Origin of the sequence: Mycobacterium sp., from assembly GCF_035633495.1 — a bacterium.
In the GTDB taxonomy this organism is placed as follows: domain Bacteria; phylum Actinomycetota; class Actinomycetes; order Mycobacteriales; family Mycobacteriaceae; genus Mycobacterium.
Genome location: NZ_DASQEU010000028.1, coordinates 1 through 10,297, shown reverse-complemented (window position 1 = coordinate 10,297; position 10,297 = coordinate 1). Strand labels below are relative to the sequence as shown.

8 protein-coding genes are annotated in these 10,297 nt (G+C 68.2%); 7 read left to right on the top strand and 1 reads right to left on the bottom strand.

What is annotated here, in order from left to right:
• The first annotated feature begins 134 nt into the window (after positions 1-134).
• The 7 genes from lon (at position 135) to VET27_RS05120 (ending at position 9,953) form a co-directional block, all read left to right on the top strand.
• Positions 135-2,456, top strand: a complete 2,322-nt coding sequence (lon, locus tag VET27_RS05150) for an endopeptidase La (RefSeq protein ID WP_526515790.1) — start codon at positions 135-137, stop codon at positions 2,454-2,456.
• Positions 2,457-2,686: 230 nt separating this feature from the next.
• The gene (locus VET27_RS05145; protein WP_526515788.1) at positions 2,687-3,076 is read left to right on the top strand and encodes a nitroreductase/quinone reductase family protein; all 390 of its coding nucleotides are present in this window, start codon (positions 2,687-2,689) and stop codon (positions 3,074-3,076) included.
• 54 nt (positions 3,077-3,130) lie between these two features.
• Complete coding sequence (locus VET27_RS05140; protein ID WP_526515786.1) at positions 3,131-3,775, top strand: HhH-GDP family DNA glycosylase; 645 nt, start codon at positions 3,131-3,133, stop codon at positions 3,773-3,775.
• A gap of 4 nt (positions 3,776-3,779) precedes the next feature.
• Positions 3,780-5,012: an NAD(P)/FAD-dependent oxidoreductase gene (locus tag VET27_RS05135; RefSeq protein ID WP_526515784.1), complete on the top strand. Its 1,233-nt coding sequence runs from the start codon at positions 3,780-3,782 to the stop codon at positions 5,010-5,012.
• A 68-nt stretch (positions 5,013-5,080) separates the two neighbouring features.
• On the top strand, positions 5,081-6,136 hold the full coding sequence (locus tag VET27_RS05130) for an endonuclease domain-containing protein (RefSeq protein ID WP_526515782.1): 1,056 nt from the start codon (positions 5,081-5,083) through the stop codon (positions 6,134-6,136).
• Positions 6,133-6,783: a hypothetical protein gene (locus tag VET27_RS05125; protein ID WP_526515780.1), complete on the top strand. Its 651-nt coding sequence runs from the start codon at positions 6,133-6,135 to the stop codon at positions 6,781-6,783. Before VET27_RS05130 ends, VET27_RS05125 begins: the two co-directional genes overlap by 4 nt.
• Entirely contained in the window at positions 6,783-9,953 is a 3,171-nt protein-coding gene (locus VET27_RS05120) for a helicase HerA domain-containing protein (protein ID WP_526515778.1), read from the top strand. Before VET27_RS05125 ends, VET27_RS05120 begins: the two co-directional genes overlap by 1 nt.
• Before the next feature lie 69 nt (positions 9,954-10,022).
• Here the strand turns inward: VET27_RS05120 and VET27_RS05115 are convergent, their stop codons facing one another.
• Positions 10,023-10,145, bottom strand: coding sequence for a hypothetical protein (locus VET27_RS05115; RefSeq protein WP_526515776.1), 123 nt, complete (start codon positions 10,143-10,145; stop codon positions 10,023-10,025).
• Between the last annotated feature and the right edge of the window lie 152 nt (positions 10,146-10,297).

Genomic DNA, 10,297 nt, shown 5'->3' with positions numbered 1-10,297 from the left:
GTCGGGCTGCTGGTGCTGGCGACCGTCGTCGTCGTGCGCAGGAGCTCGGAACCCGCCGGGGCGCCCGCGTAACTGCGGGAACAAACCGCACCACCCCAAGGTTGAGCGCATCAGGCTGAACTTTGGAGGATTGAATGTCTGAAAACATCGCAGTTCCGGTGTTGTTCGTCAGCGAGCCGATCGTGCTGCCTGGAATGGTCGTGCCGGTCGAATTGGACGACGCCGCCAGAACTGCCGTCGACGCCGCGCAGGCGAGCGAGAGCGGAAAGCTGCTGATCGCGCCCCGGCTCGAGGACCGCTACCCCACCTACGGTGTGATCGCATCGATCGTGCAGGTGGGACGCATTCCCGGCGGTGGCGCCGCCGCGGTCGTCCGGGGCGAGAAGCGTGCGCACATCGGATCCGGCACCACCGGCCCCGGGGCGGCGTTGTGGGTCGAGGTCACCGAGGCGTCCGACGCCGAACCGACCGATGAGACCAAGGCGCTGGGCGCCGAGTACAAGAAGCTTCTGCTGGCCATGTTGCAGCGCCGCGAGGCGTGGCAGATCGTCGACGTGGTCAACAAGATCAGCGACCCTTCGGCCCTTGCCGACACCGCAGGCTATGCGTCGTACCTGACCGACGTGCAGAAGCGGCAGCTGCTGGAGACCGAGGACGTGGCCGATCGGCTGCGCAACCTCATCGACTGGACCGCCGAGCACCTGGCCGAGGTCGAGGTCAACGACAAGATCGCCGACGACGTCCGCAGCGGCATGGAGAAGACCCAGAAGGAGTTCCTGCTTCGTCAGCAGTTGGCGGCGATCCGCAAGGAACTCGGCGAGGGCGAACCCGACGGGTCCGACGACTACCGGGCGCGCGTCGAAGCGGCCGACCTGCCCGAGAAGGTCCGCGAGGCCGCGATGCGCGAGGTCGGCAAGCTGGAGCGCAGCAGCGAGCAGAGCCCGGAGGGCGGCTGGATCCGCACATGGCTGGACACCGTGCTGGACCTGCCGTGGAACGTGACCACCGAGGACTCGACCGACCTGAAGTCGGCGCGGGAAATCCTGGACGCCGACCACCACGGGCTCGACGACGTCAAGGACCGCATCGTCGAGTACCTGGCCGTGCGGGCGCGTCGTTCGCAGCGTGGGCTGCAGGTGGTTGGCGGCCGCGGTTCGGGTGCCGTGATGGTGCTGGCGGGCCCTCCCGGCGTGGGCAAGACATCGCTGGGTGAGAGCGTGGCCCGGGCCCTCGGCCGCAAGTTCGTGCGCGTTGCCCTCGGTGGCGTCCGCGACGAGGCCGAGATCCGCGGTCACCGTCGCACCTACGTCGGCGCGCTGCCGGGCCGCCTGGTGAGGGCCATCGGCGAGGCAGGTTCGATGAACCCCGTCGTGCTGCTCGACGAGATCGACAAGGTGGGCTCCGACTACCGCGGCGATCCGAGCGCGGCGCTGCTCGAGGTCCTGGACCCGGCGCAGAACCACACGTTCCGCGACCACTACCTGGACCTCGATCTCGACCTGTCGGACGTGGTGTTCCTGGCTACGGCCAACGTGATCGAGAACATCCCGTCGGCGCTGCTGGACCGGATGGAACTGGTGCAGATCGACGGCTACACCGAGGACGACAAGGTCGCCATCGCCCGCTACTTCCTGCTGCCCAGGCAGCGGGAGCGGGCGGCCCTGACCTCCGACGAGGTGTCGGTCACCGACGAGGCGTTACGGAAGATCGCCGCGGACTACACGCGTGAACCCGGCATGCGCCAGTTCGAGCGCCTGCTGGCCAAGGCGTTGCGGAAGGCGACGACCAAGTTGGCGGCAGACCCGGAACACCTCGTCATCGACGAGCCGGATCTCGTTGGCTACCTTGGCCGTCCGCGCTTCACGCCGGAATCCGAGGAGCGCACGGCGGTGCCTGGCGTGGCAACCGGTCTGGCCGTCACCGGCCTCGGCGGCGACGTGCTCTTCATCGAAGTCAATGGCAACGACGGAGAGCCGGGTCTGAAGCTCACGGGTCAGCTGGGTGACGTGATGAAGGAGTCGGCGCAGATCGCGCTGTCCTACGTGCGTGCCCACGTCGGGCAGTTGGGCGTCGACCCCAAGGCGCTGGATCGCCAGATCCACGTGCACGTGCCTGCGGGTGCGGTGCCGAAGGACGGTCCGTCGGCAGGCGTCACGATGGTGACGGCGCTGGTGTCGATGGCCACGGGCCGAAAGGTCCGCTCCGATGTCGGCATGACCGGCGAGGTGACGCTGAACGGTCGGGTGCTGCCGATCGGCGGGGTGAAGCAGAAGCTGCTCGCCGCGCAGCGGGCAGGTCTGAAGACGGTGTTCATCCCACAGCGCAACGAGGCCGACCTGGACGACGTCCCGGCCGAGGTGCTCGACGCGCTGGAGGTCAAGCCGATGACCGACGTGGCCGACATCATCGCCCAGGCGTTGGAGCCGGTGGCAGAGGCGGCAACCGTCGCCGCCTAGGTTTCACGAAATCGGCCTAAGGGAGGACCATGCCACGACGCGCAGAACCGTTGCGCAAGATCGCGTTTCTGACCATCGGTCGGTTCGACGACGACTACGTCGGCAGCTCAGACGAGTTGGCCGACAACTCTTCGAGCACGCCGGCTTCCAGCGCGCCGACTAACCGGCATGGCGGAGGCGCTTGGACCCAAACTCGGTGGACGCTTAATCTCGCGAACTAGGCTGGCGCCATGGCCGATCTGAAAACGCTCAAGCGACGTGTCGTGCACACCGTCCAGCGACTGGTGGTGAATCCGGTCGGCAGGCAGCTGCCCGTCACGATGCTGGAGACCACTGGGCGCAAGTCGGGTCAGCTCCGCCATACCGCCGTCGGTGGCCGGGTGGTGGACAACCAGTTCTGGATGGTCGCCGAGCACGGTGAACATGCGCACTACGTCCTGAACATCAGATCCGATCCGAGGGTGCGGGTACGGATTCGCGGTCAGTGGCGCACCGGCACCGCTCACCTGCTGCCCGATGACGACACCGCGGCGCGCCTCAAGCAGCTGCCTGGCGCGAACAGTGCGATGGTCAAGTTGATGGGAAGCGATCTGCTGACCGTCAGGGTCGACTTCGACTGACGGCTTTCTGATCTCTGGCGTTTGTCGAGGCGCCCAACGGGTATGCCCATTGAAATGGGTGACAACGACATCACCGTGCGTCGTCTTCTTGACGCCGCGGGCAAGACGTATGCCGACGAAGCAGGCATCCGATTGCGAAACGAGCCCATGCCGCTGTTCCAACTCCTGACGCTGGCCATGCTGGCGAGCAAGCCGATCGGTGCCGAGATCGCGACGAAGGCGGCGCGGGAGTTGTTCGAGGCGGGGATCCGTACTCCGGACGCGGTGCTCGACGCTGATCGGGCGTCGGTGCTCGACGCCTTCGGACGGGCCGGATATGCCCGCTACGACGAGAGTTCGGCCACCAGGCTCTCCGACATGGCGACCATGACTCGGGAGCAGTACCACGGTGACCTACGCGAGCTCGCCGCCGAATGCAAAGAGGATGCCGCCGCGGCGCGCCAAGCACTACAACGCTTCAAGGGCATCGGTGCCACTGGCGCCGGGATCTTCCTGCGCGAGGTGCAGGACGTATGGCCCTGGGCGCGGCCATATTTCGACGAGCGCGCACTGTCCACGGCCGGAGAGCTGGAACTGCCCACCACACCCGAAGAACTCGGCAAACTGGCGCCTCGGACCACGGCACGTCTCGCCGCGGCGCTGGTACGGGTCTCGCTGAGCCCGGACCTTCACGACCAAGTCCTCGAACACAAGGAGTAGTGACATGCCCACCTACGTCATCATCGGTGGCGGCCTCGCAGGTGCCAAGGCTGCGGAAGCGTTGCGAGACAAGGGCTTCGATGGAGAGATCGTGCTCTTCGGAGCGGAGGACCATCTGCCCTACGAACGCCCTCCCCTCTCCAAGGACTACCTCGCCGGAAAGAAGGAGCTCGACGACTTCACCGTCGACCCCGAGGACTGGTACCGCGAGCACGACGTCGACCTGCGGCTCGGCACCGAGGTGACCGCCATCGACCGGATCACTCACGCGGTGGGCTTCGACGAGGGTCGCCACCAGGGGTACGACAAGCTGCTGCTGGCCACCGGCTCGAGTTCTCGAAGGCCACCGATCCCCGGCGGCGATGCCGACGGCGTCCACTACCTCCGGACGGTCGACGACGCGTCCGAACTGTTGGCATCGCTGACCGAGGGTGCGACGCTCGCGATCGTCGGCGGCGGTTGGATCGGACTTGAGGTCGCGGCGAGCGCACGCGAGCGCGGCGTGAACGTGACCGTCGTGGAGAGCGCGGAGCTGCCGCTGCTGGGCGCACTCGGACGCGAGGCCGCAGAGGTGTTCGCCGACCTGCACCGTGAGCACGGCGTCGACCTTCGCCTCGAAACGTCGGTCGAGGAGATCACCACCGACGCCGGCAGGGCGAGCGGCCTGAGGCTCGGGGACGGCTCGACGATCAGTGCGAACGCGGTGCTCGTCGCGGTCGGTGCGAAGCCGAATACGCAACTCGCCGAGAAGGCGGGCCTCGAGATGGCCGACGGTGGGGTCATGGTCGACGCGTCGCTGAAGACCAGCGACGACGACGTGTACGCCGTCGGTGACATCGCCGCCGCCGAGAATCCGATCTTCCAGACGCGGATCCGCACCGAGCACTGGGCCAACGCGCTCAAACAACCCGCGGTGGCCGTCGCGGGCATGATGGGCGACCCCGGCGTCTACGACGAGCTGCCCTACTTCTACACCGACCAGTACGACCTGGGCATGGAATACGTCGGCCACGCCGCCGGGTACGACTCCGTGGTCTTCCGCGGCGACCCCAAGGACCGCGACAAGCGTGAATTCACCGTGTTCTGGCTCGACGGGGAGAGCCGGGTGCTGGCGGGGATGAACGTCAACGTCTGGGAGGGGCTCGACGACATCAAGGATCTGATCCGGTCGCGAAGGCCCGTCGACGCGGGTCGTCTCGCCGACTCCGGGCTGCCCCTGGCTGACCTCGTCAGCTGACGCCGAGCGCGGCGTCCCGACGCGTAGGACACAATGGGTGGCGGTCGTTCAACGGTGCAGGGGGTCGGGTGAGCTCAGTGGCATGCGGGGAACCGCTGTCGTTGGCGCACCTCCCCTCAGATCAGGTCGTCAGGCTCGTTGGGCTCACCGCTGAGCAGCTCGCGGTCAGTCTCGACCCGCTCCCCGAGCGTGCGCCTGCCGTCATTCGCTACCGCCTCCCCCGGGGTGTCGGTTCGTCCCGAAGGGTCGTCGACGACGTCCTGGAGCGGCTGGAGTCGGTCGCGCTGAGCCTGTTTCCCGCCTGGTTGCCCGTTGCGGACGTGGTCTCCGAGCGCAGTGACTTCGACCGGCGCGTCGTGCGGCAGCTGGCTCATCGGCACGCCGCGGACAGTGCCCACTTCGGTCCCTTTCTGGCCGGCATGGCCGACGCTGCGCTGCGCGGGTGCGCCCCGGATCGACGATTCGGACCCGAGGTGCGCGCCAAGGGGTTGGCCAGGATCATCGCCGACAGCTACCACCGTGCGGGCGTCGCCATTCTCGTCGGTCCTGGGGCTGGGCCGTCCTCGGTGGAGGATCAGCGACGCGTCGCGACGGCCTGTGAATGGTTGGTAAACCACGGCGGAATCGGGGTCTGGCTGACTGCCGGCACCCTGCCGCTGATCGACCGGTATCCGACGTGGCAGCTGACCGTGCCCGGTTACGTCGACGCGCTCGCCGGCGACCTGCCCGACGAGGCTGCGCCGCCGATGGACTTCCCGGCACTCGCCGGTATGCCCCACCCGGCCAGCGTCGCCGAGCAGACACTGGAGCGTTGTCTGGCCCGCTGTGACTGGGCATCGGGCCGAACCTGGAATCAGGAGTACGCCAGCCATTCGCTGGCGCCGCCCATCCGTGTCGACCTGATGTGGCCCGACGAGCGGTGTGTCGTGGAGATCGACGGCCCCGACCATCGTGGCGGCCTGAAGTATGCCGCCGACCGCCGCCGTGACAACGGTCTGGTGCTCGACGGCTTCGCGGTGCTGAGGTTCACCAACGACGAGCTCGCCGACGATCCGCAGCGCGTGGTCGCCGTCATCGAACGACTTTTGGTCAGCAAGAGAAACGACGAAGGGAACCAGCTGTGAGCGTCGACCCCGAGGAACTGACCGGCACCGAGCAGGCGGTGCTCTTGGTTCTGATGGCCGAAGCGCGACCGGTCCGCAATCCCGAATTGGCCACGCTGGGGCCAGAACTCAAGAAACGGGACCGGGATCGGCTGGTGCAACGCGGGCTGGTCGAGGTCACCACGGAGAACCGTGCGATGGTGCTCGAGTTGACCGACCGCGGCTGGGCGACGTGCGCGAAGCTGTTCGGTGCCGAGACTCCTGCGCGTCCGTCCGGTCAGGGCAAGGCGCTCTACACGGTGTTGCGTGCGCTACGTCGATACTTCGACCGCGACGAACTGGCCCCCGGTGACGTCTTCTTCCCGTTGGACGACAGTCCGCCCGCCGGCGACTCCGACCCCCTGGGCGACGCCGTCGAGGCCACTGTGCGCGCTGCCTACGTCCGGCTAGCGGCTCGCTCCGGCGGCTGGGTGGACCTGGTGCGACTTCGCGGCGAACTCCCCGAGGTGTCGAGGCGCGACATGGACGATGCGCTGACCCGGATGTCCCGCCGCCCCGGGATCACCCTCATCCCCGAGGAGAACCAGAAGACGCTCACCGATGCCGATCGGGCCGCCGCGCTCGAGATCGGCGACCAACACCGGCACCTGATCGCAATCGAGAGCTGATGGATCCCAACGAACGCGAAGCGCTGAGCTCACTGCGGCTGTCATTCGCGCCGACGGCCGACGACCTGTGGCATTCGCAGGGCTCGTTCCACGTCCCCGGCTTCAACGACGGGGCACTCGACGCGGTGATGGCGGCCTTCGGCGACGCCGACCGCCACCCGGAGTCCAGCCCACTCGGCGTGGTCGTGCGCGGCCAGGCGGGGTCGGGCAAGACCCATCTACTCGGCCAGGTGCGCGAACGCGTGCAGGCCGCCGATGGATTCTTCTTCCTCCTCGAACTCCTTGACGCCACCAGCTTCTGGGAGTCCGCGCGCAGCAGCATCCTGGAGAGCCTCGGTCGCCCTGCCGCCGACCGCGAGTCCCAGCTCAAGGAACTGCTGTGGCAGCTCGCGTCGGTGGCCCACGTGTCCCGAGCCGACCGTCGCGTCGTCTCGGGCGAGGACGACCTGACCCCGGAGGTCCTGTCCACCTTCGTCAACGCGTTGCACGAGGCGAACCCGCAGGTCGTGCGCCAGACGCACCACACGTTGCGCGCGCTGGTCCTGCTCGGCGCGGCCGACCTCGGCGTCCAAGACCTCGGGCAGGCCTACCTCAACTCCTCCGAGGACGTGGACGACACCGGGCGCAGGGCGTGGGCGATCGGGGTGTCGACGCTGACGCCGCAGGAATGCGTCCGCGACATCTCGCGCCTCGTCGCCCTCGCCGGCCCCTCGGTGCTGGCGATCGACCAGATAGACACCCTACTGGCGCAATCCGCCACCTCGACGGCTGGTCGCGAGGGGGGCGTCGCCGACAACCGCGACCTCGAGCACGTGGCGCACGGGCTGATGTCGATCCGGCAGACGATGCGGCGCACCGCGGAGGTCGTCGCCTGCCTGCCCGCCGTGTGGGAGTCGATCAGGTCGCGGGCCACGGCCACCGTCGCCGACAGGTTTCGGGAGACCGCTCCCCTGAAGACACTGCCCAACGCGGACGTCGCCCGGGCGATCCTGGAGCGCCGATTCACCGCAAGCTATCGGGCAGTCGGATTCACGCCGCCCTACCCGAGTTGGCCCATCCTGCCGTCGGCCTTCGACGACGCGCCGGACTACACCCCGCGTCAACTGCTCAGACGCGCCGACGAGCACGTCCGTCGCTGCCTGGACCGCGGCGTCGTCGAGGAGCTGCCGCACCTCAAGGCGTCCACGGAATCGGGTTCGCCTGGTACCGAGAATGTTTCGCCACCCGACCCGGCACGCGACGGTGGCGATCTCGACCGTCGCTTCGCCGACTACCGTCGGCGCGCGGTCGGCGCGGCCGCTCTGGATCCCGAAGGGGAGGACACCACGGTGCCCAGCCTGCTGTCGGCGGCGCTGGACGCGTGGATCGCCGAACGCGGGGATGTCGAGCAGACCTTCCGTCTCGACCCGCCACCGGGCAGGCGGGTGGGCCTGCACGGCAGGCTGCGGCAGAGTTTGGACGCCGCGACCGACGACGAGCGGCACTGGGCATTTCGGGCGATCGCCAGCCCCAACGCGATTGCCGCCCAGAATCGGATCAAGAATGCTTGTGCGGCAACGGGTTTCGGAACCAACCTGGACAAGCGCAAGCTCTTCCTGCTGCGCAACACGCCATGGCCGGGTGGTGTGAAGACGGCCCAGTTGGTCGCCGACTTCGAGGCGGCGGGCGGCCGTACGCTCGCGTTGTCGGACGACGATCTGCGCACTCTCACCGCGCTGCGTGACCTCATAGAGGACAACGATCCCGACTTACCCGGTTGGCTGGTGGCCCGCAAACCCGCGCACGGGCTGGCCTTCCTGCGTGATGCTCTCGGCGAGGGAGCGGGCCCGGTTCCGCCCGAGATGCCAGACGTACCAACCGCTTCCGAACCGGATCCAGCCCCGCAGGCCGCAACGGATGCACACGACGACCGTCACGCGGAGTGCCCTACGGCCGTTCCCCTCGGCGTCGACGACTCCTCGGGTCGACCCCTGAGCGTCGAGCTGCTGGCGCTGCGCAAGCACACCGCCATCTTCGCGGGTTCGGGATCGGGCAAGACCGTCCTGATCCGGCGCCTGGTCGAGGAGTGTGCACGACGCGGGGTGTCGTCGATCGTGCTGGACCCCAACAACGACCTGGCGCGCCTCGGCCTCCCCTGGCCGCAAGCCCCACAGGGCTGGCTCGCGGCCGACACCCCCCGCGCGCAGGACTACCTCGCCAACACCGAGGTGGTGGTGTGGACGCCCCGGCGCTCGGCCGGCCGGCCGTTGTCGTTCCAGCCGCTGCCCGACTTCGCCAGCGTGGCCGACGACCACGACGAGTACCACGAAGCCGTCGAATCCGCCTTCGCCGCACTGGAACCCCGCGCGCTCATCTCGGGCAACACCCCTAAGGCCCACTCCGCCCGAGCGGTGCTTCGGCAGGCGCTGCAGTGGTACGGCAGGCAGCCGTCGATCTCCCTCGAAGGTTTCCTCGGGGTGCTCGCCGATTTCCCCGACGGAGCCAGCGTCATGTCGGGTGCGCGGAAGCTAGCCGCCGAACTCGGTCAGAACCTCCGCGCAGCGATGGTCAACGACCCGATGTTCGGCGGCGACGGCACGCCCGTGGACCCCGGTGCGCTGATGACGCCGTCGGAGGGCTACCGGGCGCGGGTCTCGGTCATCAGCATGATCGGCCTGGCCGACGGTGCGCAGCGCGAGGGCTTCGTGAACCAGCTCCAGATGGCGCTGTTCGTGTGGATCAAGCGCAATCCGGCGGGCGACCGTCCGCTCGGCGGGCTGCTGGTGATGGACGAGGCGCAGAACTTCGCACCGTCGGGCCGCGCCACCGCATCCACGCAGAGCACGCTGGCGTTGTCGTCGCAGGCCCGCAAGTACGGGCTCGGACTGGTGTTCGCGACCCAGGCCCCGCGGGGTCTGCACAACCACATTCCCGGCAACGCGGCCACCCAGTTCTACGGGCTGTTGAACTCGTCGGCGCAGATCACCGTCGCCAAGGAGATGGCCCGCGTGAAGGGCGGGTACGTGCCCGACATCAGCAGACTGCGGGCGGGCAACTTCTACGCGGCGCTCGAAGGCAGTGCCTTCCAGAAGATCACTGCGCCATGGTGTCTCTCGCAGCACCCGCACAGTCCGCTCACCACCGAAGAGGTGCTCGAGCTGGCGAGGCGGCCGCTGGGGCCGAAGTCCTGACGGCTATCGCCCGGAGACCACGCCCACGAGGTGCGCGTAAACACCGCGCTCCGAAGCGATCACACGCGGCTAGTACCGCACCCGGAAGCCACCGATCAGCCTGATCACGTTGCCGTCGGGGTCGTGGTCCTCGTCGACGAACACCTGGACCCACCCGCCGGGAACCAGCTGCCACTCGACGAGCACCGGCATGGGGTTGTTGTTCTAGGTACCGACTCGCTAGTGCCGCGGAACTCATCGCGCCTCGCCCGTGGAATGCTTCATTCGGGTGGAGTCAGGGCTGCTTCTGCCCGGGGATTCCCTCGTAGGCGATGTCGCCGGTCTTGAGGTTCTGAGCGGTCAGC

What these genes read in the sequence shown, in the direction of transcription:
- lon (WP_526515790.1), top strand. Translation starts at nt 135, where the DNA reads ATGTCTGAAAACATCGCAGTTCCGGTGTTGTTCGTCAGCGAGCCGATC.
- VET27_RS05145 (WP_526515788.1), top strand. Translation starts at nt 2,687, where the DNA reads ATGGCCGATCTGAAAACGCTCAAGCGACGTGTCGTGCACACCGTCCAG.
- VET27_RS05140 (WP_526515786.1), top strand. Translation starts at nt 3,131, where the DNA reads ATGGGTGACAACGACATCACCGTGCGTCGTCTTCTTGACGCCGCGGGC.
- VET27_RS05135 (WP_526515784.1), top strand. Translation starts at nt 3,780, where the DNA reads ATGCCCACCTACGTCATCATCGGTGGCGGCCTCGCAGGTGCCAAGGCT.
- VET27_RS05120 (WP_526515778.1), top strand. Translation starts at nt 6,783, where the DNA reads ATGGATCCCAACGAACGCGAAGCGCTGAGCTCACTGCGGCTGTCATTC.
- VET27_RS05115 (WP_526515776.1), bottom strand. Translation starts at nt 10,145, where the DNA reads ATGCCGGTGCTCGTCGAGTGGCAGCTGGTTCCCGGCGGGTGGGTCCAG.